Below are 25,470 nucleotides of genomic sequence, written 5' to 3' on the forward strand. Positions count from 1 at the left end.
CGCCTCACATTTTTTCTATTTCTTCCATCAATACAGAGATGATTTGATCCTCTGCAATGCTTTTTATAATTTCACCCTTTTTAAACAATACCGCCCTGTTTTTCCCGCCGGCAATGCCAATATCGGCGGCCTTGCCTTCTCCGGGGCCATTAACAATACAGCCCATCACGGCCACCCGAATATCTTTTTCGACTGTTCTCAGTTGCCGATCGATTTCCTGGGCAATGCCAATCAAATCAATTTCAGTACGTCCGCAGGTGGGACAGGAGATGACTTCGACCCGGGGGCGGCGGCCGGTGTATAAGCCGATGCCGCTGAGGATATCCCGGGCCACATCGATTTCTTCCAGCGGATCGCCGGTTATCGATACCCGCAGGGTATCCCCCAGGCCATTGAGCAGTAGATAACCGATGCCCATGGCTGATTTAACCGCCGAGCTTCTAAGAATCCCGGCCTCGGTGATCCCCAGGTGCAGGGGATAATCGTACTGCTCCGCAAATTGTTCATAGGAGGCAATGGTAAACCGCACGTCCGAAGCCTTCATCGAAACGACGATATTATCAAAGCCGGCATCTTCCAGAATCTGAATGTGCCGCTGAGCGGATGCTACCATCCCGGCTGGCGTGGCCCGGCCCTCGTTGTTCGCCAGGATTTCTTTTTCCAGCGAACCGGCGTTTACCCCAATTCGAATCGGGATGTTCCGTTCGGTGGCCATGGCAACAATTTCCCGGATGCCTTTTTCTGAACCGATATTACCGGGATTGATGCGCAGCTTATCGACCCCATTTTCAATGGCGGTCAAGGCCAGTTTATAATCAAAGTGAATATCCGCAACCAGGGGAATATTAATTCCTTTTTTTATATCCGCAATGGCTGTGGCTGCGGCTTCATCAGGGACCGCCACCCGGACAATCTCGCAGCCGGCGGCTTCCAGACCATTTATCTGTGCAATCGTAGCAACACTATTTCTGGTATCGGTATTGGTCATCGACTGAATCGCAATGGTATTCTCGCCGCCGATGGCAATTGAACCAATTTTAACAACCCGGGTTTGTTTTCGATTTTTCACGTCTTACTCCTATGCGGCCAACCGCATGATATCATTCACGGCAATCAGGATTGCCAAGGCAATCAGGGCAATGAATCCAAAATAATTGATTTTCATTTCCAGATCCGGACTGAGTTTCCGGCGCACTACCATTTCAATCAGCAGGATAAAAATCCGTCCGCCGTCCAGGGCGGGCAACGGAAACAGGTTGATAATCCCCAGATTCACGCTTAACATGGCGGTAAACGCCAATAAAATAATCAGCCCGCTCTGCAAAAATGTATCCACCATCGTTACCATTCCGATCGGACCGGCCAGCTGATCCAAGCCCACCTGGCCAGTAAACAACATCCCAAAGCTCTGAAAAATCAGACCGGAAAACCGCCAGGTATTTAAAAAGGCGGTGCCGATGGCATCAAAGATATTGGTATGACCGGTAAACAAGGCCACCACAATCAGGCAGACCACAGCAAAAATAATGTTCATGGCCGAACCGGCCACCAACACCAACAGCTTTTCGCCCCGACTTTTTGCCTCATAACTGCGGGGATCAATGGGGACATCAGGATCTCTGGGAATCAGGCTGCCATCGGCGTCAAATTCCGGTTCTTCACCCCGCATTTTACAGAAGCCCCCGACTGGAAAGGCCCGAATCGTAAACAGGGTCTCTTTGCCCTGCCGGCCAAACAGTTTCGGTCCCATGCCAATGGCAAATTCTTCGACGAAAATGCCGGTTTTTTTGGCAACCATAAAATGTCCCAGTTCGTGAACAATCACCAGGACACATAAAATCAGCAATGTAATGAGGATAGTATATAAATTCAAATTTTCACCTACGCGATGCCAATGGTTAATTTGGCAAAAATATAAATTAAAGGAATGATAAAGAGGATACTGTCAAAGCGATCCAAAATTCCGCCATGACCAGGCAGTATGGTACCAAAATCTTTTATTTTAGCTTTTCGCTTAATCATCGACGCTGTCAAATCCCCGCACTGTCCGGCAATGCTTCCAAAAACGCCAACAACCAGGTATAAGTACCAGGGTAAATCAAAACTGAAGTAAGAACTGAGAATGGTTCCGTAAAGGATCGTGCACAAGGCCGCAACGAACACCCCGCCAACCGAACCGGCTATCGTTTTTTTAGGACTGATCAGCGGCGCAATCTTTCGGTTGCCGATCGATTTTCCAATGAAGTATGCGGCCGTATCGGTTGTGAAAGCAATCACAAAAATCAGCCACATATAATAGGCTCCTTTATTGACTGTTTCAAAAAGGAACAGGTGGCCAAACATAATCGGCACGTAGATCAATCCCATCAGAGTGGCACTACCCCGTTGAATACCTACATTTCCCGATAAAATTTCATAACAGAAAATAATGATAAAGGCCAGCAGCAAAACCGGCATTAAAAAGTAATAATCCAGTTTAATGGTAACCATCAACATAATGGATAGAACGATCATCAAAATTACATTTATTTTAGGACGAACCAGCCGGTTAATGGCGCGGGTATATTCCATTGTCCCGACAAAGGCCAGGATGGACACCCCGACAACTAGAATAAATCCGCCGAGGTACATAATCAAAATCAACAGTGGCAGACCAATCACCCCTGTCCAGATTCGGGTTTTCATGGAACTCTTATCTGCCCGTCTGCTCTCCGCTCTGGATCGTTCCGCCCGGCGGCTCTCCAGACTGCTACTCGGCCGATCCATAGCGCCGATTCCTGTTCTGAAAATTTTTGATCATTTCATAATATACTTCGACATCGAAATCTGGCCAATAAATATCGGTAAACATAAATTCTGAATAGGCCATCTGCCACAGCATAAAGTTACTAAGTCGACTTTCTCCGCCGGTTCGAATCAACAGATCCGGATCCGGCTGACCTTTAGTATAAAGATGATCGCTGATATGCTGTTCCGTCACTGCTTCCGGGCTAATTCCCTGGGCCATGAGCTCCTTGACCGCATGCAGAATTTCGTCTCTGCCCCCATAATTCAGGGCAATATTCAGCACCAGTCCGGTGTTTCCGACAGTGGTATCCATGGCCTTTAAAGCAGCTTCTCGGACTTTTCTACCCAGCCCATTCAGATTTCCGATGACGTTAATTTTGACATTATTTTCATGTAATTCCCCAACTTCTTTATGGAAGTACTCAACGGCAATATTCATTAGTCCGTCGACTTCTTCGGGACTCCTTTTCCAATTTTCAGTGGAAAAAGCATACATCGTAATTATTTTAATTCCGGCATCTGAGGATGCCCGTACAATTTTTTTCAATGTCTTCATGCCGGCATTGTGGCCAAATAAACGGGGACGATTTTTTGCTTTCGCCCAACGGCCGTTTCCGTCCATGATTATGGCTATATGCTCAGGCAGGTTATCTTTATTTAACTGACTCGTCATATTGCACCCCTATTTCTAATGTATTTACGCATTTTTATTTCACTTTTTTTCTTCTACCCAGTATTATATGCTATTTTTTAAGTTTTGTAAATTCTATCGCCCGGGGATGAGTTGAAACAAGATTTACTTAAGACTCAATTTTTCAGGTATATTGCATCTCAGTAACCACATCAAAAAAGGAAAAGACCTCAGACATAGCCTGAGGTCTTCCTGGAAATTATTGTGAAAATGAGAATTATTGATATCAATATAACATCTTTTTAACAAAAAGTAAACGATTAAATAAAAATAAATTAAGTTCCTATATAATTAAGGTTAACCTTAATCTTCTTAACGTTCAGGTTAACCTTATATCTATTACTCTATTGTAACTTATCGTCTCCGAGCTGTTTCCCACGATTATTCTTTAGTTAACGAAATATAGCGATAAAGGGTGGGCACTGATACCCCCATACACTTGGCCAGATACCAGATGGTTCCCTTAACCGAAAAGGTTCCCATTTCATCCAATTTCCCCACCAGTTCGACTTTTTCATCCTTGGATAACAGCATCAATTTTTTCAACAGATCCGGAGAGATATGGTTAAGATTATTATCCACCAGCTCTTTTACATCAATATTTATTTTCTCCGGACCTTTTGCTTTGAGCGCCGTCTCAACCAGCGGCGGTTGAATCATCTTATCCAGGAGCTCCCGGGCGGCAATCAAGTCATGACAATCTGAATTGATGCAGATCATCCCAATCAAAGCTTCATTTTCATCCTTGATAAACCAGGACGCCGACTTGATCGACTCTTTTTTCTTAAATTTTTTGGGATCATTGTTCATATAGGGCACTTTTTTATGGACTTCGCTTCGGAGAATTCTCAGGTTTGTTTCTGTGATCGGATCACCAACCTTCCGCCCGCTGATATGGCCGTTGCGAATGGCTACCACCGAATGATGCCAGTCGGTCATATCATGGAGTACCACTTCGGTGTTTTCTCCCATAAATTCTGCTAAAAAATCCACCAGTGTCACATAGCTCTCCAGTTTTTTATTCAAAATTTCCCTCGCTTTTTTTCGTATTTTTAATTAATCAAGAAGATACCCATGGGCATTTGCCGGTGCGGCATGACCATGGGCTCTTTATTATCGAAGCTATTTTATTTTTTGTTTTAGAAGTTTTATTTAACAGCGATGGCTTCAATTTCGAAAAGCGCAGCCTTGGGCAAAGCTGCTACCTGCATACAGGAACGAGCGGGATACTCAGCCTGCCCTTCGAAAAATTCAGCATAAATATCATTTACAACCCCAAAGTCTGCCATATTGGCCAGAAATACTGTGGTTTTAACAATATCTCTGCGGCTGAACCCGGCTGCTTCCAAAACCGCATTTAAATTTTCCAGACCTCTTTTGGCCTGTTCCGCCACGCCTTCGGCCAATTCACCGGTTTCCGGTATCAGACCCAGCTGACCCGATGTATACAAGGTCTCCCCAACTAAATAGGCATGGGCATAAGGGCCCACCGCTGCCGGTGCCTTATCGGCAATAATTGCTTTTTTGTTCATTTTGATTTCTCCTTATATTTGTTTCCGTTTATAGTACCAGTTTAACACACCAAAAAGAAATTTTGACCAGGTAAGCCTTTACAATTTTTTAGAATTGTTACTTACAGCATTCTTTTTTTAGAATCTGGACCGGTTTGTCGGAAAAGGTTAAGATAACATGGGCTAAACGTCTGATTTCATCTTCGTTATGACTGACAAAAATTACTGTCCGTTTGTCCTGCTCCCAAATCTTTGAAAAATCCTCAATCAACCGGTTTTTCAGCGAGCAATCCAGACTGCTGAAGGGTTCATCCATCAGCAACAATTCAGAAGGGTAAAGAAAAGCCCGGGCAATGGAAACCCGCTGGCGCATCCCGCCGCTGAGCTCATGAGGATAATAATCCCCCACCGTTGCCAATCCCACCAATTCCAGCATGGCATCGATATCGACATCATGAGGGCCCGGTTTTTTAATCGCTTTTTCTTTAAAGACAAAACGGAGGTTTTCCCGCACGGTCCGCCAGGGCAACAATCGTGGTTCCTGAAAAATGTAGGAGATCGACTGGAAATTAATCCCTTCAATGGTCCCGCGATCCGGCTGTTCCAAACCGCTACAAAGATTTAGAAGGGTGGTTTTTCCTGATCCGGATGGTCCCAGAATTCCGGTTATTTTGTTTTTTTCAAAGACCAGATTAAAGTTTTCGAAAATCGTCTCTTCCCCATATGTTTTACTAAGGTCTGTTATGATAATGGACATTGACCATCCCCCTTTCGACTATTCCCAATCATATAAAGGGTAATCTTCTCGATGGCAAGACTGCAGATCACAATCACCAGGGTCCAGGAAAAAAGCAAATCGGTTTCCAGATATATTTTTGAATAATAAAGATTCATTCCGATCGATGGCAGGGCATTGGCCAGCACCTCGGCGGTGACGGTAACCTTCCAGCCCAAGCCGATAGCGTTCATCAAAGCTGAAACCGCATAGGGTTTTACTGAGGGTACATAAATATCGCGGATGATTTTTGATTGTTCCACATTATAAATTTTTGCCATATCCAGCAGCTTTTTATCAGTGGCTCGTACCCCCTGCACCACGTTTGTCCAGGTTACCGGAAAGCAGATGAGAAAGGTGACCACCAGAGGCACCAGACCGGAGGCAATCCACAGATTAATCAGAATAATTACCGAAACCACTGGTAGCGATTTGATGGTACTGACGAAGGGATTCACAAGCTCGAAAAAAGGCTTGTTGAGCCCCCCGGCCAGACCCAGCACCAGACCCAGCACTACCGAAATCAAAACGCCGCCAAAAACCCGCAGTAAGGTGACCCCAATACTCACAAAAAACTCAAAATCCCCAGCCAGGATGAGTACTCCTGCCAGGGTTTTAAGCGGCGATGGCAATACCAATGGGCTGTTGACCCATTGGGCTGCCAGGGCCCAAAGGAGTACCCAGAAAAGGGCCACTCCTATTTTACCAATTATTTTTTTTAATGGTTTGTCCTGCTTATTTTCCAAGAACGTAGAAATCTTCACCCGGAACTTTTCCTCCAACCGCTTTTGGTTCAAATCCAGCTAAGATGGTATAGTATTCATTCAGGGATTCCTGAGCATCTTTAACCGGAATAAAGACGATATTACAATTCGGTATCGCTTTTTCGGCCAGGGCTGCATCAGCCATAATTCCCGCTGCAACGATATTTTTAGCGCCCTCTGCGGGATTTTCATTCACTGAATTGATGGACGCTTCGTAGGCTTCCATGAATTTGTCCAGCACCTTAGGATTGGCTTGTGCCCATTCCTTATTGACAACCACTGCCGTCATCTGCAATTGGGAACCATTGCTGGCGTCTTCCCAGGCTTTTGACATATCTACTGCTACTTTAATATTCGGTTTTTTTGTTGTGATTGTGGTTACAAATGGTTCCGGAAGCATCGCAATGGTGGCCTGTCCGGCAGCCAATTGCGTTACTGCTTCACTGTGTTCGGCCACATAGTTAATGGTGACATCCACGCCTGGGGTCAAGCCATTTTTTTCCAGTAAGTAGTTCAGCACATATTCCGGGGTCGAACCCTGTCCACTGCCAAGAATGGTCTTTCCTTTTAAATCAGCGATACTGGTAATACCGGCAGATTCATCAGCCACAATATACAACACCCCCAAAGTATTGACAGATCCCAGAACAACCTGACCTTCGGTTTTATTAAACAATACTGCCGCTAAATTACTAGGCAATGCGGCGATCTGGAAGTCACCGCTGATCACACTGGCGGTCAATTGATCGGGAGCTCCAGCCACAGTAATTTCTGTGGTAATATTTTCGCCCAGATCCACGCCGTTGACAATCATTTCTGCCATTCCCATTCCGGTTGGTCCGGCCAGGGTTCCGACTTTAACCGTTTGCGGTTCGGCTGGCTTTGCCTGACAAGCAGTAAAACCTAGGATCATCACCATCATCAAACCAGCCAGGATCATTAATTTCTTAGCATTCATTTTTTGACTCATTTTCTTTTTCATCTTTTCTTCCTCTTCCTTTTTCTTTGATACCGCTTCACATCAATCTCATTTGTCCGGTAAACGGTATTCGTTTCAATAGTAATCATTCTAACATGAAGATAGTTTATTTAAAAGAAAAAGAAGGTGGAAAAATTCGATTTTTTGATCTGACTCTTTTAAATTGGCCGACGGAATGCAATACACTCTTTTCTTTTAATGAAACGACAGCCCGTCTTAATAAATCTATTTGCAAGCCAGGCCTATAAATTCCAAAATCATCCCCCACCAAAATCCCATTCAAAGATAAATATAAGGTTATCTCAGGTTAACTGTGATATAATTCATTCAGCAATTATTTAAGTCTTTATACTGAGTCTTTATGACGATGCAGCGTAACACGCTTATAAATATCCAAGGAGAATTCCATGAAAAGTAAAACAAAACACCGCCTGGCTTTGTTCGGTATTGTGCTGTCGCTATTATTCGTACCATCCCCGATCCTGGCCAATGCAGCCGTCCAAACCGATGACAGTCCAAATTCCAGCAAAGTGAGGGTGCAAGAACAGATGACCATCAATACCCTATCTGAAATTCCCGATGTGGGCAGTAATGGCAATATCGATCAGCAGGTCGTTATTATTTATAAAAATATCAGCCCCTTTAATGTTCAAAGTCTCTCTTTATCCACCAATGAGATCGCATCCGGGGAAACCGTATCAGATCGGGTGGACGTATTAGAGATAAAAAACGATGTGGACATTGACGCGTTTATCAAAACCATGAATGAAAACCCCAATGTTCTGGTCGCTGACCGCAATCGTGTAATAAGAACTTTTTCGCTGCCTGATGATCCCTACGTGACCGATGGCAAAGCCTGGCAATTCCAGAGTATCGGTACTGATAAAACCTGGGATCAGGTAGTCAACTCCGAAACCATCGGCGTTGCGGTTTTAGATACCGGGCTCAATACCAATCATCCGGATCTGGCCGGCCGGATTATTTCTGGTTATGACTATGTTACTAAAAGCACCGAAATCACTGATCAAGATGGCCACGGCACCATGGTCAGCGGTTTTATTGCTGCTACCGCCAATAATGGCATTGGCCTATCCGGGGTAGCCGGTACCGCCGATGTGAAAATTGCACCCTACCGGGTTGGCACAAAAGGTCTCACCGTTGCCAATATCTGTGCCGCCTTGATTGATGCTGCCGATCGTTCCGAAATCAAGGTCATTAACATGAGCTATGGCGGTTATGAGTATAATAACAGCGAAGCCGCCGCTATTCAATACGCCAAAGACCGGGGCAAGGTGCTGGTTGCTTCAGCCGGCAATGAGGGCGAGCCAACTGATCCGGAAAGGGGATTGCCTTCTTATCCCGCTTCCTATGATGGCGTTATTTCGGTGGCTGCCACCACCCTTTCCAATAACCGGGCCTCTTTTTCACAATATAACACTATGGTGGATCTGGCTGCCCCCGGAGAAAATGTTTATACCACCTCCTTTACCGGCGGTTATACCACAGATAGCGGAACCTCTTTCTCATCGCCGATTGTTGCCGGAGCCTGCGGTGTGTTACTGGCTGCCAATAGCAGCTTAAGTGCCAGTGATGTGGAAACAGTTCTAACTACCACCGCCCTGGATCTGGGCGATCCGGGCAAAGATGATTATTTTGGTCATGGTTTGATCCAACTGGATCAGGCCCTGGCAAAGGTTACAACCGACAAGCCTTTAGCAGCTCTGTATAAAACGCATATTCAAAATATTGGCTGGGAACCGGATTTTAAAAGAAACGGTGAAACCAGCGGTAGCTCTGGTTTCGGTTACCGGTTGGAAGCTATAAAAATTGATCTGGATAATCCCGGCTATGATGTGGGTGTTACCTATCGAACCCATATCCAGGATATTGGCTGGCAGGAATGGCGATATAATGGTGACCTCAGTGGAACATCCGGCGAAGGCCGCCGGCTCGAGGCGATACAGGTTAAACTGACCGGCGCCGATGCTGATCAATTTGATCTCTATTATCGTACCCATGTCCAAAACCTGGGCTGGCTCGGCTGGGCCGCTGCTGATGAACAATCCGGTACTGCCGGCTATGGTTACCGCCTGGAAAGTATTCAAATTATGGTGGTCCCCAAAGGGACCCCCTTTGATACCTCTGGCGATTCGTTTATCACCAACCCGTCCTGATCTTACTACTGCTTAATATCTAACTAATTTAATAACAATCGATTTAAAGCCGACTGGAAATTCAATTTCCAATCGGCTTTTATTATTTTAGAGTTAATTATTCGATTGATTTTAGTGATTCCACCATACTGATTCGTTTGATAATCGGCGTCATCAGAATATTGACAATAAAGGTAAAGGCCAGGGTAAAGACCACGGAATAGATAAAACTGGTGGGCTCAATTTCCCGGGCGAACATGGCGATATCGGTTTCCACGGTGGTGATGATAAAGCCATCAAGCAGAACACCTAAGAATAAGCCAACGACGATTCCAATCACCGAAAGTACTATATTTTCCCGGAAAATGTATTTATACACCTCCATGTCATAAAATCCCAGTACCCGGATGGTGGCAATTTCCCGGACTCGCTCGGAAATATTGATATTGGTCAGGTTGTATAAGACAACCGCTGCCAGGGCTCCTGCGGAAATCAGCATCACCACGACCACAATGCTCAAACTGCTGAGGCTGTCTGATGATGACTTGACGATATTACCAGTGAAGTTCACCGCCACCACGCCTTCTTTGGCCAGCCATTCATTGGCAATGGCATTTTCCAGGTCAGTTGAGGTGTCAGGAATATTAACATAGGCCATATTTACGGTCAGAGGTTTTCCAAAGGCTTCTTCGTAAACCGCCGGGGACAGATAGAGATAGTTCTCCAGATAGTTTTCGGTGATGGCACCCAAAACCACCTCATGACTTTCATCATCATTAAAGATCCGGATGGTATCGCCCACCTTCAGGCCCAGGCTGTTCGCGACTTTTTCTGATAAAACAGCACCAGCCGCTTCCAGATTAATGGCTTCTCCCGATTTCCGATCTTGCAGGTGAATAAAATGATCAATCTTCGCAGCTGTTTCCGGCACAAATAGATAGGCCGCTTTACCAGTCTCTGTTCCGGCTTTTTCAATGGTCATTTTGGCTTGATGAGCTAACATGTTTTCACTAAACCGGGTATCATTATCCAATATTCTTTTGAAGTCAGCCTTTTCGGACAGGGTCTCTTCATTTTTTAAGGCCATGTAGCCATCAAAAACGGTTATGTTCTCAAACTGCCGGGGGATCATCGAGAAGATTGCATCCTGCAACCCGAACCCGGCTAAAATCAGAGCGGTACACCCGGCAATGCCAATCACTGTCATAAAAAACCGACCCTTATAACGCAACAGGTTTCGAGCGGTGACCTTTTCAATAAAACCCAGCCGTTTCCAGATAAAGGGTATACTTTCAAGAAAAATCCGTTTTCCGATCTTCGGGGCTTTGGGGCGCATCAGTTCCGAAGGGTGCTCTTTCAGCTCATAATGGGTAACGATCAGGGCCGCTGCCACGGTACAGGAAATCGCAATTAAACAGGAAACGATAATCGGCAACCATGGTGGCGCGATGATTAAATCGGGAACCTGATAGAGCAGTCCGTAGGCACCGGCGATTAAATGCGGCAGGGTGTTGATACCAACAACCAAGCCGATCACTGAACCGATACTGCCCGCTAACAAAGCATAGACAAAAAACTTCGCACCGATCTGATAATGTCGGTATCCCAATGCTTTTAAGGTTCCAATCTGGGTCCGTTGTTCTTCCACCATCCGGGTCATGGTGGTGAAGGATACCAGTGCTGCCACCAGCAGAAAGATCAGCGGAAACACGCCGGATATATTGTCAATCCGCTGGGCATCTTCGCCGTAACTGGTATAACCGGGATTATCATCACGGTTGAACAGATACCATTTTCCAAACTCCAGGTCACCAATTTTCGCCTCGGCCGTGGCCAGCTCATTGGCAGCGTTGGTCAGTTCGGCCTCACCCTCTGCCCGTTTCTGCGCCAGCTGGGCTTCTCCATCACGGAGCTCCGCCCAGCCAGCTTCTAATTGATCCTGAGAGGCAATCAGAGTATTCAGTCCTTCTTCCCGACCCGCCTCAAAGGCTGCAATTCCGGCCTTCAGCTGGTTCTTGCTGGCAGCCAGAGTCGCCCATCCAGCCGACAGCTTATTCTCGCCGTCGATAGCCGCCTGGGCAAGGGCCGCTTCGGCCTGGGGCAGGGTTGCTTCCAATTCGGCCAGCTGGGTTTTCATTCCCGCCAATTGGGCCTGAAAGCCGTAGATCTCATCAATGCCCTGCTGGACCTGGTCTTTTCCGGCGTAAGCTTGATCTAACCCTGCTTCAACTCCGGTAATCTGGCTGATAAGCTCCGCCAGCTGGGCTTCCAGAGCGGCCAGCTGAGCCTGATGATCTGGGGCGGCCGGATCCAGATTCTGAATCTGAGCTTCGACTCCCGCCTTCATGGTCGCCAGATTTGCCAGGGCACTTTCGCCCTCGGCTATCTGGGTTTCCAGCGCGGCCAATTGGGCTTCCAGCGCCGGTAACTGATCGGAGGGATCCTGGGCTTCCATTTGAGCAATGCCACTTTTTAAATCGATGATACCCTGGCGCAGGGTTTCCAGTTGGGTTTCACCCTTGGCCAACTCCTGTTTTAAGGTAGCGGCGCCATTGATCAGATCGGTCTCACCCTGGACGATCTGATTCCGGGCATCATCAAGCTGAGCCTGGGTCTGGGCTATGGTGAAGTTATATTCATCCCAACCGGCACTCAGTGCCGCTTCTCCGTCAATTAACTGGTTTCTGGCATCGGCCAGACTGGCCTCGCCCTGGGCAATGCCCTCATTAAACTGGGTCACCCCATCGTTGTACTTGGCCCGGCCCTTATCCAGTTCAGCCTGGGCCTTGGCCAGAATATCGGTATGATTAATTTCCAGTTGCTGAAGGCCCAAAGCTTCAAATTGTTTCTCCAGTGTGCCAATCATTTCTTCGTATTCTGCTGAAAAGGGATTAACTCCGTCGGCTGAGGCCTGAGACAAGAGATACACTTCGGTGAAACGTTCAAAAGCAAAATTATCAGCGGGGATAAAACCGTAATAATCCACTTCACCCCGGCCGACCGTGGTACTGCCCCGCTCAATAGAGACAAACTGCGGCGATCGGACAAAACCGACAATGGTGAATTGATCCCGTTTGATCGATTCAGACAAAGCTTTATCGCCCACCTCCGGGTATAGCTTGATCATTTCGCCCAGTTGATAAATATGGCTGGAAACCCCCATTCCCTTATCTTCCTGGGGTTGTTCCATCAGAATTTCGCCGGCATTTTCCGGCAACCGACCTTCTACCAGCACCGGCTGATTCAGGACCTGGTCTGACTGGTAGGCCATCAGTTTGATGACCGGCCGTTTATCGCCCCGCTCAATGATCACATCCGCCGAATAGCTGGGCATCACGGTTGCCACCCCGGGGGTGTTCTTAATGGCATCCACATCCGCCGGCAAAAATCCATAGGTCGAAACCAACCGCATATCCATCAGCTGCTGGTTCTGATAGTACTCACTGACTGTATATTTCATGCTCGGACCGGTTGTTTTAACCCCCACAAAAAAGCAGATCCCCAGAGCAATGATGGCGACAATGGATAAAAAACGGTTGATCGATTTTTTTATTTCTCTGAATGTATCTTTCTGCAATGCTTTCATTGGTATGTCCTTTATTATAAAATTTTATCTAAAACAGTGCTGCTGATTGATCAGCCCAAGCTGTCCAACATCGATCAGCTCTTTTAATCATGTTTATTTACATTTTACCATGTTTTGATTAAGAAAACACCCAAATCCCCGTTAAAATAATTCACTTATCAGTGAATGCTGATATTTTCATTCATAGTAATCAACCCGATTATTTTTTCCTTCACTGGGATGCCAGTCAGATCAGTGAGGGCTTGGGCATAAAGACTGATCTGAATTTGATAGCCTTTAATCGTCTCTTCCCGCTGATGGAGATCTTTAAAATAATCGGTCTTATAGTCGATAATGACCCATTGATGATCTTCGATAAAGGCACAGTCAATAATCCCCTGAACGATAATTTTTTCTGGTATCCCCGCCCATTCGGTCCGGATCTCAGCTGGATCAACGGCATAATTAAAGGGTATTTCCCGCCTGATTTGCGCTGCCGACAGCAGCCTGATTCCCAGGGTGGAGGTGTAAAAGCTGATCAATTTATCAATGCTGATGGTCCGAGCCAATGCCTCTGGCAAAAATTCTTTTTGGATCAGGGCTTCAATCTGGTTGGCCAGGTATTTTTCCAGAAAGATTGGCAATGCTGACTGGCCATTTTTTAACAATTCGTTCCGGATGGGTTTTAAATCGACTACTTCCATTAACAGATGGAGCGCAGATCCCCGTTGGGCGGCCGTGAAATCAGTCTGTTTTTGTTCCAGAAACTGGGGCTGCTCCTGTTTTCGGGAAAGGGTCCTGAACGATTCGGGCGGTTCAGCCTGATCGTTTTTTTGATAGTCTTTAATTTCGGTCACACTCATCTTACTGGGCAGGACATTCTCGGCCTTGGCCGGATAGCGGAAATCCAGACGCTGGTGAATGGCCTCCCGGTCGGCTTGAGAAATACTGATGGGGGCCATTTCTGCTGCTGTTTCCGGAATATCCCGCTCCGGTAACACGTCAGCATTCTCTAACGGTGCTTCGCCTTTCCTTGCTGTGGTAAGCTGATCAGCCTGGTGGTAGGCAATGCTGAAATCTGCCAACTCCAGATTGGTCTGCCCCGGATCTCGACCAGCTAATACCCCCATCATTACCCAGTCCAGCAAACTGGCGGCATTGAGGAGGTGGTATTCATCCGGCTCATTATGCCATTTTTGCCAGGCCCTGTCGCGGTTTTTTACGGTCCCGACGATCATCAGTTTTTCCTCGGCCCGGGTCATCCCAACATACAGCAGCCGCATTTCTTCGGAAAGCATTTCCATATTGCTCTGGGCTTTGCAGACCTCTTTGGCCAGGGAATTATGTTTATAGCGTTTTTCCAGATTGACATAATCGGGACAGATGCCCAAATCCTTATGAAATAACACCTGGTTGTAATTACTGCGCTTATTGAAGCCTTTTCCGGTTCCGGTTAAAATGACGATCGGAAATTCCAGGCCCTTGCTTTTATGGATCGTCATCAACCGCACTACCGCCTGATCATTGCCGACCATCGCTGGTGGTGAAATATCCTGTTTGTGTTTTTTCATGTTCTCGACAAAGCGAATAAATTGATACAGCCCTTTCAGGGTCGATTTTTTATAGTCCCCAGCCCGTTTCAACAAGATTCGTAAATTGCACTGCCGCTGTTCACCACCGGGAAGGGCGCCAACAAAGGCATAATAACCGGATTCCAGATAGATTTTCCAGAGAAAATCTTCTACCGCCATCAGCTTGGATTGATACCGCCAATCGCTCAGTTTTTGATAAAAGGCCCCCAGTTTTTGGGACAGCTCGTCACTCTCTTCCTGGCAATAAGCTTCCACCGCCTGATAAAAGAATCCCTGGGGATGGGCAATCCGCAGCCGGGTACATTCGGTGGTGGTAAAATTGCCGATCGGCGAGGTCATAATGCTCAGCAATGGCAGATCCTGATGCTGGTTATCCATCAGGTTGAGCAGGTTTAAGATCATCGTGATTTCCAGCGACTCGTAGTAATTGGTACCGCCGTCAAAATAGGTGGGAATCCCCATTTCACTGAAGACCCTGAGATAAACGTCCCCTCTTCCGGCAACACTGCGCATCAATACGCCAAAATCACCATAGTTGATAGCCCGCTCCTGATTATGGCGGGTATCAAAAAAAGTGGTGCCTACCAGTGTCTGAATCTGATTAGCCACAAAGCGGGCCTCGACTTCTACGGCGGTCAGATCTTCCCGGTCTTCGTCATCATAAATCTGCAGATCACCGGCCTCAGCTTCCTTTGTTTGCTCTTCAATGATATGGATCGCGGTTTTTTGATAGGGTCCTTCATGGGGCAGCCCCTTGTTAAGCCGGGCCTGTTCGTCATAATTTATTTCCCCCAGCCCGGTGCTCATGACCTGCTCAAAAATGGCATTGACCCCGTTGATCACCCCCTGGGCAGAGCGGAAATTCTGATTGAGCGTAACCAGACTGTCGTTGGGGTTTTCATCCCTGCCAAAGCTTTCATACTTACCGATAAAGATGGTCGGATCAGCCAGTCGAAAGCGGTAGATACTCTGTTTTACATCGCCGACCATAAAATAATTATTAGCCCGGACAATCCGCTGGAGGATCGTTTCCTGCATTTCATTGGTGTCCTGATATTCGTCCAGAAAAATATAGCGATAGCAGCCGCGGACCTCATCAGCCACTTCCGGATCCATTAGAACTTTAAGGGTCAGCTGTTCCAGGTCATTGTAATCGACCAGATTTTTCTGGGCTTTTTTCGCCTGAAAGGCAGTCCAGAATTTCTGCGTCAGTGCGACCAGATCGGCCATCGGTTTTTTCAGATCATTGAGTTCCTCGACCATTTCAGCCATATTGATGGCAAAACGTTTCTGCAGTTTGGTAATACTGGTCTTGGCTTCATCCCGATATTTTTTGATCTGCTCATTAAGTTCTTTATCCGCTTTAGCCGCCCCTTTAAAGCGCTCGTAGCTCAGGTTTTTTAAAGCTTCCAGCCCCTGCACCAGATCGGCTTGCAGCGTTTTTTCCAGGGTTTCCAGCATCAGTACTTCACCTTTTAGCTGCTCATGGGTTTTCTCAAAACCGGCAGCAATACTGATCTCCCTGGCTTTAATGGCCGCATCCAGGGCGCCCTGAAGCTCAGTTTTAATTATATTTTTTAAGGAGCTTCCCCACACCGAGGTTTCCAGGCTTTTTTGATCGCAATCAAACAGCGCCAGGGCCTGGTGGCTCCAACTTTCGGGGTTGGGCTGGGTGGCCAGAAAGCGATACAAGGTTTCCACCGTGTCTTTTAATGCCTGATCATTTTTATTGCCACTGTATTTCTCAATTAAATCCAGAAAATCAATGGCCGGTTCGCTTTTATCCTGACCCTCGCCAGGCTCTTCCCCATTATTCTTTACCATATCTTTATTAGCGATCGCCAGCTGGTATTCATCTTCAAAAACCTCTTCCAGGGTTTCTTTGAGCATCAGCGCAATTTCAGTATCGTTGCCAATGGCAAAGCCGGGATCGATGTTGCCCTGATGAAAATACTGGCGTAAAACGCTGAGGCAAAAAGAGTGAAGGGTGGAGATTGAAGCCCCCCCTAGAATATTCATCTGTTTCATTAAAAAGCTGCGGTCATTTTCGGGGTTTTCCAGTTCCCGGGCTAAAGCCTGGCTGAGACGGTTTTTCATTTCGCCGGCGGCGCCCCGGGTAAAGGTCAGTATCAACAATTCATCAACGCCGACCTTTTCTTCGAGAACAATGCGAATAATCCGCTGGATCAGCAGGGCTGTTTTGCCTGATCCGGCCGCGGCTGAAACCAACATGTTGGTTTCCCGGTTTTCGATTGCTTTTAGCTGATCACTGGTCCATTTCATCGCTTTCACCTTCCTGAATTAATGTAAAAAACTGCTCTTTCTTCATCGCTGCTTTGAGCACCTCATAACCACCCCGGGTGATCGCATCATCAAACTGGCAGATGCCCTTGTAATCGCAATACTGACAGGCATAATCATGACCTTTTTTATAGGGTCGGATCTTGATATCACCCTCATAAATGTTTTTGATCTGACGGACCACGGTTTTGCGGACATAGTCGATAATACCGGCAAATTCTTCCCGGTTCAGTTTGAATTCTGACCGGTAAACCGGCAGAATATCGGATGTTTTAGCATCCGCTTCATGATCCATCGCGGCGATAACCATTTCGTCGTCCAGTAGCAGCCCATTGAGTTTAAAGGACTTATTGATGGCCGCCAGAACATTCTCGCCAAAATCCAACCGCGGCATCGGGTCATCGACATAAAAGTAGAAGGTTCCGCCCGGCAGAATATCCTCAGCCGGAATGACGGTCATCGCCCCATCCAGATAGACCAGCAATTGCAGTGAAAGGCCATAATAGATATCATCATAACCCAGTTTCTTGCTGCCGGTTTTATAGTCGATTACCTTGACCCAGGTATGACCGTCTTTTTCATAGAGATCCAGGCGGTCGATCTTGCCATAAATCTTCACCTCGCCCAGTTTTGCATCCGGCAGGCTGATCTCCTGTTCAAAACTGAACTCAGTAGCCTGGGGTTCAAAATCCCCGGCACATAGCTGTTGTACCAGGATATCAATGGACTTTTTGCCGACCCGTTCCAGTTTTTTTCCCAGATACTGATTTTGGCCAGTACTATTAAAGACATTGGTTTTTATCTGTGGCAGACAGCTTTCCATCACTCCTTCCAGCAGGTTATCGCGCTTGCTCTTTGGCAGGGTGCGCAGATCCAGTTTCTGTTCCTGCACGACCCGAAAAAAGCCGTCAATCAGTTCATGGAGCAGGGTGCCGATTTCTGGCGCCGCAATATTATAAACCGGTCGACTCTCGGGTTTTAAGCCATATCTGACATAATGGGAAAAGGGACATTGGCGGTGGGTTTCCAAGCGGGTAATACTGGTCCGCAGATTTTTGCCGTAGAGCACAGCCGCCTCGGTTCCGGTCATGGCCTGGGAAACCCCGCTATAATTCAGGGCCTCCGTCAAACTGTGAATCTGTTGCTGGTAATTCGGGTTATGCTGATACCAGGCTTGTACTTCTGCCCACAAGGCTGCTTCCTGCGGCCTTACAACGGACTCGGTCCGGCTGTCGCGAAGATGGCTGATCAGATGCCAGAGCGTCGCGTCTGGGGTGCTGAGGGTATTCCAGAATGCCGCCACCCCATCATTAAGGGTTGAGACGATCTCGATTGTCGGAAAGATTCCCAGAATCTGGCTGAGTAGAATACTGGGCTGCTGGCTATTGCCTTCCAGATCGGCTAAAGCCCAATGGAGAGCCAATCGGGACTGAGGCTTTGTCAGCAGATCATAAACCAGAAACCGTTCCTGATCCATCTGAAAACTGCGATTGTTTTGCAGTTGGATCTGGTGCGCCCCGAGAATCTGCCGTTCCAGATCTGAGAAAAGGTTGGGCTCACTACCAGCGCCGGGGATTTTGCCTTCGTTCAATCCAAAAACAACCAGAACCTCAAAGGCCGAGCTGCGGCTCCGGCGCAGATCAGTGATGCTGACATAGTCCCGATAAGGCGGGATGATTCCCAGACGATAGCCCTGAAATCCGCTTTTTAGAATCCGCAGGTATTCTTCACTGCTGGTTTCATCATTTCCCATGGTTTCGACAATCTGATCAAAAACCTCCATCAGAATATTCCAGATCTGGTGGTAGATTTCCATAGCTTCATAATTACCGGCTTCTGACAGCTGTTCCACCAGAGCCTCGATTTTTTCCGGGGTTTTGATCGTGACCAGAAATTCATAGAGGGCTCGGGTATAATCCTGACAGGTCTGGCTGGCCTTCAGCTCTGCTTTGAGCTGGGTCAGGGGGGTAATCAGTTTAACCCGCAGCTCATTAAGGCTGCTAAGCTCCAGGGCCGGATTCTGGCTGATTTTGGTAAATTCCTGGTCCCATTGTTTGCCCCGAATGCCAAACTCCAGGGCGTAGTTTTCCAGATCTTCGCATTCGGACAGGGTAATCGGTGAAAAGCCGGTTTTAACGAAACCAAAAATATCATCAAAGCGGTAATTATTCTGGATCGCCTCCAGGGCCGTCACGACTGCTTCGACCAGATGGTTATCCCCGATGGCGCGCAGATCATCCATAAAATAGGGGATCTGATACTGGGCAAAAATACGCTTGATAATGCTGCCGTATTCATCGAGATCACCGGCCAAAACCACCATATCGCGAAAGGACAGACCTTCTGCCCGAATCAACTCAAGAATCTTGCGGGCCCCCATTTCCACCTCTTCCCAGGTATTCTGGCATTGGGTCAGGCTGATCTGGTTAACCACTTCCGGGTATTCCAGCTTGGGATAAGCAAAGAGATTGGCCTCCAGATGGGCCAGCTCCGGACTTTTTTGATTTTGTTTTGAGATTTGTTCCAGTTTGAATGAAACCCCTGCTCTGGCTCCGATTTCTTTGATGGTATTCATGGTATTGGCTGTTAATTGAAAAACTTCCTGATCCCGTGCTGATGGATCCGGGTCCCAGGGCAGGGCAATATGGACTTCTTTAGCTGTTTCCACCAGATTTCCAATCATCCGGTAATCCTGGGCGGAGAAATTCTGAAAACCATCGATCCAGATTTCACTATTCTGCAAAAACTCTGCCGTTGGTATTTTCTCGCAGACGAAATTTCGAAAGTCTTCTTCATCTTTACGGTCATCTCCCAGCAATTCCTGGAAATGGCGATAGATTTTAATCACATCCCCCAATTTCTGAGGCATGATCCCCTGATTCAAGGTTTTTTGGGTTTCCTCCAAATTTTCCGGGGCAATCTCATTCTGCTTGAGTTCACCAATCAGATCGGCAATACTGATCAGAAATCCGGGTTTTTTAACACTGGAACGATAAATCGTCAATTGCTCCTGAACATCCCCCAAGGTTTTTTGGAGCAGCATATTTTTCCCGTGGCTATCCATATAGGTCTTGGTCAGACCGCCGGTTTCCTGCAGCACCCGATTCCCCAGCCGCTTGGGACTCAATACTTCCACGTTCAACAGCCCAGCCAGCCGATTAGCCTTGATCAGGGCCTCCTCGGCACCCAGGGTAAACTGTTCCGGAACCATTAAATAGAGTTTTTCTTTGCCCGCCTCTAGCGCCGCACCGATCTGGTGATAGACCGCCTCACTCAAAAGCTGAGATTGCCGGCCCACGATCATCGTAATTCCCATCCGTTTTTCCTTTCTCCATTTTACATCACGAATTATCCGCTATTTTAAAAAATCACCATCCTTATTATAAAAGATGGTGATCAAAACTGTCGATAGATACAACGTAGTACCGACAATTGTTATATCATGTTGTACGCATCGGAGCGGACACGGCATCGCCTGTCCGATTCCGCAGCGTACAACAGATTAACAATTGGTCGGTACGGCAACATTACGTGCACCCTTATTATACGGTCACAAAACCTACTTTTTTGCGCACCTTTGACAGGGTTCGCCAGGCAATCTGGGAAGCCTTTTCGGCATGGACATGCATAATCTGTTCCAGATAAGCCTTCTCACTCAGCAGCCGATGATACTCGTTTTGAACCGGTAGCAGGGTATCGGCGACCGTTTCGCCAACAGCCAGCTTGAAATCGCCATAGCCCTTACCGTCAAATTCCCGGGTGATTTCCTCGAGGCTTTTTCCAGTGGCACAGGAATAGATTTCCATTAAGTTGGAAACCCCGGGCTTTTCTTCGCGATTATGATAAACGGCCATATCCGAATCGGTGACGGCCCGTTTAAACTTTTTGACAATGGTCTTAGAGTCATCCAGTAACGAAATAAAAGCATTGGCGTTTTCATCTGACTTGGACATTTTTCGGCCTGGTTCCTGAAGACTCATGATCCGTGCTCCGGACTCGCCAAAATATGCTTCCGGCACCTTGAAGACATTGCCGAAATTCTGGTTAAAACGAATGGCGATGTCCCGGGCCAGTTCGACATGCTGGCGTTGGTCATTGCCCACCGGTACTAAATCGGTTTGATAAAGCAGAATATCGGCAGCCATCAGCACTGGATAGTCAAAAAGACCAACCCGGATATTTTCTCCCTGCTTTTGGGATTTATCTTTAAACTGAGTCATCCGGCTCAGTTCGCCCATATAGGTTGAACAATTTAAAATCCAGGCCAGTTCCGAATGCTCCGGCACCATCGATTGGACATAAAGAATCGATTTTTCGGGATCAATGCCCAGTGCTAACAGCAACGCAATCGACTCATAGGTCCGTCTGCGCAGATCGGCCGGATTTTGAGGCATGGTGATGGCATGAAGATCCACCACACAGAAAAGACTGCGATAGTCCTCCTGCATCGTTACCCAGTTTTTCATGGCGCCAAAATAATTGCCGATGGTAAAGGTTCCCGATGGCTGAATGCCACTATATACTATTTTTTTTACTGGTGCTTCTGTTGTCATAGTTACTCCTTATTTTAATGGCAGTTCATTCTTAGTATCAAGCAACTGCCATGATCTCTTTAAAATGCTGTGATCAGCTGAATCAGGGTAGGTTCAGTTCTGTCAGTTCCAGAGCATCACAATCAAGTTCCAATTCTTTGATCATTCGCTCGAAAATATCATAATCGGCGGTGGTCAGAATTTTGGTGCTGCCCACCTCGTCCTGGGTGTTGAAATAGTTAAACTCGGTCAGGTGTTTGTTTAGCTGCCGAACCAGGCCATTGGCCGGGTTGATCAGCTCCAACTCCGGGTACATCTGTCGAATCGTGACTGCCACAATCGGAAAATGGGTACACCCCAGTAGCAGTTCTTCAATGACGATGCCTTTTTTGATGCCCTTTAGTAAAATTGGTTCAACGGCTTCACGAATATTATTTTTTAAAATTTTCAAATCACCTTGACCATCATTGATAACCTTGGCCAGGGTATGGGTTCCCTGGGCAATATACTCGACCTCCCGGGTCCACAGCTCCAGTTCCTTTTCATAGCCCCGATTTTTAACCGTGGCTGTGGTAGCGATCAGTCCTACCAGGCCGCGGTCCCGCCAGTTGAGGGTTTCCTGAACACCAGCTTCGATGACGCTGAACAGCGGTACCCGGGCGCTCAGTTCAACAATCAGAGATGACAGGGTATTGCAGGCTAAAACCACGGCTTTAACCCCTCTATTTTCCAGATCACTGATTATCGTATTGGCCAACATGATCAACTCGTCATTTTCCCGCTCGCCATAGGGCATCCGCATCGAATCGCCAAAATAGAGATAATTTTCATTGGGCAGTCGGTCTTGCAGTGCTTTCAGGACGGTAAAACCACCGATACCCGAATCGATGACGCCAATGGGTCCATTGTTGTCCATCTTTTCACTTCTTTCCTGATTGATCACGGAAGATTATTCCTTTTTCCTCACTCATGTCGTCAATGATTGCCAAAGATTCCAAAGCGATTCCCTGCTGTCGGATCAATGCCCCACCATCCTGAAAGCCTTTTTCAATGGCAATGCCGACACCCACCAGGGTGGCACCGGCCTGATTAATTAATTCGATTAAGGCTTCGACCGCCTTGCCATTGGCCAGAAAATCATCGATAATTAAAATACGATCCGTTGGGTTTAAATATTTTTTTGATACCATAATTTTATAGGCCTGCTGTTTAGTATAGGAATAGACATCACTGGAATAAATTTCCTCATCTAAATTTAGCGACACATATTTTTTTCCAAAAACCACCGGACAATAGTCAAAGTACCTGGCGGTACTGGTTGCAATGGCAATTCCTGATGTCTCGATGGTCAGGATTTTATTGACTCCCTCTCCGGCAAAGCGTTTGGCAAAAGCCTTTCCCATTTCTTCAAATAGTTCCACATCCAACTGGTGATTTAAAAAAGAATCCACCTTGAGGATTCCCTGGCCTTTGACGCGACCTTCTTGTCTGATTTTTTGCTCTAATAATTCCATTGACTGCTCCTTCGTATCCTAATCGAATTATTATAACATACTCTTATGGATTTGGACAACCACGATTCCACTCCGTTTCATCGCAGAAAGAAAGGCGGGAATTTCTTCCCGCCTCAGTTTAAAGTCAGCTTTATTGTTCTTTTTCTTTTTGTGCCGCAGCAATGACTTTTTCTGCAATGATCATCGGCGCTTCTTCGTAACGGACAAACTCCATGGCGAACTCGCCGCGGGCCTGAGTCATCGAGCGCAGCTCGGTGGCATACTTAAACATTTCTGCCAGAGGTGCCTCAGCCAGAATTCGTTGTTTTCCGCCTGATGCTGATTCCATGCCCATAATGCGTCCGCGTTTTTTGTTTAAATCGCCCATAATATCGCCCATATACTCTTCCGGTACGGTGATATCAATGTGATAAATGGGTTCCAGGATAACTGGCGCTGCTTCTTTCATACCTTTACGGTATGCCGCAGTAGCTGCCATTTTAAAGGACATTTCATCGGAATCCACGGCATGATAGGAACCATCGTATAAAGTCGCTCTGACACCGGTTACCGGATAGCCAGCCAGAACCCCTTCAATCATACAGTTTTCAAGACCCTTTTCAACGGCCGGAATAAAGTTTCGGGGTACCGCACCGCCAACAACCTTATCAACAAATTCAAACGGTGCATTCGGATCATTACCCGGTTCGAAATCAATCCAGACGTGGCCAAACTGGCCGCTTCCACCGGATTGTTTTTTGTGTTTTCCTTCTGCTGTTGCTTTTTTCTTAATGGTCTCCCGGTAAGGAACCTTCATGTCTACCAGATTGACATCAACCCCAAATTTCTGTTTCAGTTTTTGGGAAATAATTTCCAGATGCATTTCGCCCAAACCAGATACCAGGGTTTGCTTGGTTTCCTTATTACGGCTCACCGTCATGGTCGGATCTTCTTCCACCAATCGATGCAGTCCGGTGGCCAGTTTATCAATATCTGCCTTGGTTTTTGGTTCAATAGCCATGGCGATAATCGGTTTTGGTAATTCTATTTTATCATAAACAATCGGCGATTTGATGCTGGTTAATGTATCCCCGGTGACCGTATCATTTAACTTGGAAAACGCTCCAATATCCCCGGCTTCCAATTTTTCAACCTCGATCTGTTTGTTTCCTCTTAAAACATAAATATGATTAGCTTTTTCTTTCACTTCCTGAGTCGCATTATAAACCTCGACAGAATGATCAAGGACCCCTGACATCACTTTGAAAATTGATAACTTGCCAACATAAGGGTCAGCGATGGTTTTAAATACCAGTGCCGAAAAAGGTTCATTGTTGCTGCATTTACGTTCGATTTCTTTTTTATCACGAGGATCTTTCCCGACTTCAAATTTCCCCTTACCTGGCGATGGCAGATATTCAATAATCATATTTTCCAGGGTTTCAACGCCAATGTTTAAGGTTGCTGAAGTACATAATACCGGGATTATTTCACCGTTATCGATCCCCTGACGAATACCGGTATGGATTTCATTCCGGGTCAGTTCTTCACCTTCGAAATATTTTTCCATCAGACTTTCACTGGTCTGGGCTACTGACTCCATAATCATGTCCCGATAGGGTTCCAGTTCTGCTTTCATTTCGTCCGTGATGGGCACATCAAAGCAGCGGTTATCTTTTCTCTGGCTACCAGTTAAATCAACGATGTTAACAACACCATTCATCTCTTCGCCCTCACCCATCGGTAATTCGAACGGAACGACCTTATTACCAAAGGTTTCTTTTAACTCGTCCATGACCTTTGAAAAGGTGGCATTTTCCCGATCCATTTTATTAACAACGATGATTGCTGGAATATTTGCTTTTTCTAAAAGTTCAATGGCTTTTTCAGTTCCTACCTGAACGCCAGACAGAGCGTCAAGTACGATAACAACGCCATCAGCCACGCGAAGCGCCGCATAGGCATCCCCAATAAAATCAAAATAACCTGGCACATCAATAAGATTGATCTTATGTCCACCAAATTCTAAAGGAATAATAGATGATGAAATTGAAAACTTTCGTCTTTTTTCTTCTGGATCAAAGTCCGATAGGGTATTTCCCTCGTCAATTTTTCCCATACGATCAACGGCACCTGCATTAAATGCCAATGCTTCAGTCAAGGTTGTTTTTCCGCTCCCACCGTGACCTAGTATAAGAATGTTACGGATGTTCTTTGTTGGATACGTTTTCATGCTGTTTCCCCCTCGCTTATTTTGCCAATGATTTAATTGGTTTTTTTTGTATAAAGCTATTTTATAATATTTCTAAAAAATAATCTACAAAAAG

Annotated in this window: 17 protein-coding genes; 1 reads left to right on the plus strand and 16 read right to left on the minus strand. The window is 46.5% G+C overall.

The annotated features are described in order from the left end of the window. Positions 1–4 precede the first annotated feature (4 nt). The 9 genes from ispG to ABGU93_RS04340 all read right to left on the minus strand — a co-directional run bounded on the left by ispG (position 5) and on the right by ABGU93_RS04340 (position 7,510). The gene (gene ispG, locus ABGU93_RS04300) at positions 5–1,069 is read right to left on the minus strand and encodes a flavodoxin-dependent (E)-4-hydroxy-3-methylbut-2-enyl-diphosphate synthase (RefSeq protein ID WP_347412264.1); all 1,065 of its coding nucleotides are present in this window, start codon (positions 1,067–1,069) and stop codon (positions 5–7) included. Positions 1,070–1,078: 9 nt separating this feature from the next. Continuing rightward, complete coding sequence (locus ABGU93_RS04305; protein ID WP_347412265.1) at positions 1,079–1,873, minus strand: site-2 protease family protein; 795 nt, start codon at positions 1,871–1,873, stop codon at positions 1,079–1,081. 8 nt (positions 1,874–1,881) lie between these two features. After that, positions 1,882–2,766, minus strand: a complete 885-nt coding sequence (locus tag ABGU93_RS04310; RefSeq protein ID WP_347412266.1) for a phosphatidate cytidylyltransferase — start codon at positions 2,764–2,766, stop codon at positions 1,882–1,884. Further along, the gene (locus tag ABGU93_RS04315) at positions 2,750–3,460 is read right to left on the minus strand and encodes an isoprenyl transferase (protein ID WP_347412267.1); all 711 of its coding nucleotides are present in this window, start codon (positions 3,458–3,460) and stop codon (positions 2,750–2,752) included. Before ABGU93_RS04315 ends, ABGU93_RS04310 begins: the two co-directional genes overlap by 17 nt. Before the next feature lie 399 nt (positions 3,461–3,859). After that, on the minus strand, positions 3,860–4,504 hold the full coding sequence (locus tag ABGU93_RS04320) for a helix-turn-helix transcriptional regulator (RefSeq protein WP_347412268.1): 645 nt from the start codon (positions 4,502–4,504) through the stop codon (positions 3,860–3,862). Between the two features lie 122 nt (positions 4,505–4,626). Then, positions 4,627–5,010 (minus strand): RidA family protein, encoded by a 384-nt coding sequence (locus ABGU93_RS04325; protein ID WP_347412269.1) that lies wholly within the window; start codon positions 5,008–5,010, stop codon positions 4,627–4,629. Between the two features lie 97 nt (positions 5,011–5,107). Then, positions 5,108–5,746 carry an ABC transporter ATP-binding protein gene (locus ABGU93_RS04330; RefSeq protein ID WP_347412270.1) on the minus strand — a complete coding sequence of 213 codons (639 nt, stop codon included), beginning with the start codon at positions 5,744–5,746 and terminating at the stop codon, positions 5,108–5,110. Then, positions 5,731–6,510 carry an ABC transporter permease subunit gene (locus ABGU93_RS04335; protein ID WP_347412271.1) on the minus strand — a complete coding sequence of 260 codons (780 nt, stop codon included), beginning with the start codon at positions 6,508–6,510 and terminating at the stop codon, positions 5,731–5,733. Before ABGU93_RS04335 ends, ABGU93_RS04330 begins: the two co-directional genes overlap by 16 nt. Further along, positions 6,500–7,510 carry an ABC transporter substrate-binding protein gene (locus ABGU93_RS04340; RefSeq protein WP_347412272.1) on the minus strand — a complete coding sequence of 337 codons (1,011 nt, stop codon included), beginning with the start codon at positions 7,508–7,510 and terminating at the stop codon, positions 6,500–6,502. Before ABGU93_RS04340 ends, ABGU93_RS04335 begins: the two co-directional genes overlap by 11 nt. Positions 7,511–7,914: 404 nt before the next feature. Here ABGU93_RS04340 and ABGU93_RS04345 point away from each other — a divergent pair, with 404 nt between their 5' ends. Next, the gene (locus ABGU93_RS04345) at positions 7,915–9,681 is read left to right on the plus strand and encodes a S8 family serine peptidase (RefSeq protein WP_347412273.1); all 1,767 of its coding nucleotides are present in this window, start codon (positions 7,915–7,917) and stop codon (positions 9,679–9,681) included. Between the two features lie 97 nt (positions 9,682–9,778). Here the strand turns inward: ABGU93_RS04345 and ABGU93_RS04350 are convergent, their stop codons facing one another. The 7 genes from ABGU93_RS04350 to fusA all read right to left on the minus strand — a co-directional run bounded on the left by ABGU93_RS04350 (position 9,779) and on the right by fusA (position 25,376). Then, positions 9,779–13,246 carry an FtsX-like permease family protein gene (locus ABGU93_RS04350; RefSeq protein ID WP_347412274.1) on the minus strand — a complete coding sequence of 1,156 codons (3,468 nt, stop codon included), beginning with the start codon at positions 13,244–13,246 and terminating at the stop codon, positions 9,779–9,781. Positions 13,247–13,404: 158 nt separating this feature from the next. Beyond that, positions 13,405–17,100, minus strand: a complete 3,696-nt coding sequence (gene addA / locus ABGU93_RS04355) for a helicase-exonuclease AddAB subunit AddA (RefSeq protein WP_347412275.1) — start codon at positions 17,098–17,100, stop codon at positions 13,405–13,407. After that, positions 17,084–20,434 (minus strand): PD-(D/E)XK nuclease family protein, encoded by a 3,351-nt coding sequence (locus ABGU93_RS04360; RefSeq protein ID WP_347412276.1) that lies wholly within the window; start codon positions 20,432–20,434, stop codon positions 17,084–17,086. The genes addA and ABGU93_RS04360 overlap by 17 nt, the downstream gene beginning before the upstream one ends. A 226-nt stretch (positions 20,435–20,660) precedes the next feature. Next, entirely contained in the window at positions 20,661–21,671 is a 1,011-nt protein-coding gene (gene trpS, locus ABGU93_RS04365) for a tryptophan--tRNA ligase (protein ID WP_347412277.1), read from the minus strand. A gap of 82 nt (positions 21,672–21,753) precedes the next feature. Next, positions 21,754–22,566, minus strand: a complete 813-nt coding sequence (locus tag ABGU93_RS04370; protein WP_347412278.1) for an aspartate/glutamate racemase family protein — start codon at positions 22,564–22,566, stop codon at positions 21,754–21,756. Positions 22,567–22,570: 4 nt separating this feature from the next. After that, positions 22,571–23,164 carry a xanthine phosphoribosyltransferase gene (locus ABGU93_RS04375; RefSeq protein WP_347412279.1) on the minus strand — a complete coding sequence of 198 codons (594 nt, stop codon included), beginning with the start codon at positions 23,162–23,164 and terminating at the stop codon, positions 22,571–22,573. Positions 23,165–23,294: 130 nt separating this feature from the next. Further along, entirely contained in the window at positions 23,295–25,376 is a 2,082-nt protein-coding gene (gene fusA / locus ABGU93_RS04380) for an elongation factor G (RefSeq protein WP_347412280.1), read from the minus strand. Positions 25,377–25,470: the final 94 nt, after the last annotated feature.

It is taken from the genome of Acetobacterium sp. (assembly GCF_039830195.1).
GTDB lineage: Bacteria > Bacillota > Clostridia > Eubacteriales > Eubacteriaceae > Acetobacterium.